The sequence below is a fragment of the Serratia sp. PL17 genome, from assembly GCF_017832355.1.
GTDB lineage: Bacteria > Pseudomonadota > Gammaproteobacteria > Enterobacterales > Enterobacteriaceae > Serratia.
This window is the reverse complement of the sequence record NZ_JAFIBY010000024.1, coordinates 1-1344: the sequence shown is the minus strand read 5'-3', so window position 1 is coordinate 1344 and position 1344 is coordinate 1. Positions and strand designations below refer to the sequence as shown.

Sequence of the window (1344 nt, the reverse complement as noted above, 5' to 3'; positions counted from 1 at the left end):
CAGCGGAGAAGCTTTGAACCCTACAGGTACCGGTGGCTTGCCTTCCTTCCCTTTGAGATAGGTTTCCATCGATGTTGCCCAAACAGACGAAATATCGCTGGCATTGATGGCTCTCACACGTACCAGATAGCGGCCTGCGTAAATGCCTGGCACCTCAAATCCTAGGGCAGAGGTACGGGGAACAGAAACCCAGTTACCATTATCCTTTCGCCACTCAGCCTCATACGCTATCGCGTTTTCGACAGCACCCCACGCGGCACGCATGGTAGTGATAGCGATGCCCTGGCTTACAGAGAAGTAACTTTCAATCGCGATATTTTTGGGCGGTGCTTGGACACCTGGTGGGATGATGGAAATAGGACGATCATCAATACGTGCCCCTGTATCAATCCGGGCATACTTGTTTGGGTCGTGCTCTGTCCCATTAATCGTAAATGTATTGTCACCATTATCTGTTATACCCACGACACGATATAGCTGGACGGCCAAATCATCGGCATCAATCGACCAAACCGACTCCGGCACAGGTACCTCACTGTAGGCCGTAGTTACTGTCACGAAGCGCTCATTCACCGCTTGCAACGTCCGAGCCTGTGCCTTACCCGATGGTAGGTTGATGATCAGGCGATCGCCTGCCTTGGCTCCCGGCGTCCTATCAAGCATCAACTTGCGGCCATCCACGTTACTGATACGTCCGCCGATAATCCGACCGGCCACCATCTGATCTGCCACGCCAATAATGTGCCCAGGCATTGGGATCATGCCATCCAGACCAACAGAGAACGTCACCGCCCTGTCTTTGCTGTTGGTCAGTAACGCCCAGCGCCCCCGGCGATTAGCCTCACTTTGACGGGTACAGCCGATAGCTGTTAGCTCTGTCTGGTTAACGTCATAGCGACGGACCAAATCATTATCAAAAACAGCCTCAATCGCGTCAGCATAATGGTTGGCGGGATCGGACCAACTAACCATCGCCGTGCTATAGCGGGTGCGCTCGCTGGCAGATGAATAGGTAAACTTGCCGTCAATAACGTTAGCGCGGGTATAGGTGAAGTCCATATCGCGCGGCATATCCGCCAGGGCGACCATTTGGTTTCGCCCCCAATAGGTCATACCCCGAAAGATACCCGCCAAATCGCTCAGAACTGTCCAGGCATCCTCGCGCGATTGAATGTAAACGTTACAGGTGAAGCGCGGTTCGGTACCGTCGCCGCCCAGCCCGTCAGGAACAAGTTGATCGCAATACTGCGCAATACGGTATAGCTCAGACTCGGATACCTGGGAGGCGTCGATGCGATCGCCAAGGCCAAAACGCTCAGCCAGCATAATGTCGTAAAACACCCA

At 53.6% G+C, this 1344-nt stretch carries 1 protein-coding gene; it reads right to left on the bottom strand.

The window, feature by feature from the left end; genetic code table 11:
• The coding region (locus JOE25_RS26485) for a phage tail protein (RefSeq protein WP_209640621.1) at positions 1 to 1344 on the bottom strand (1344 nt) is incomplete at both ends.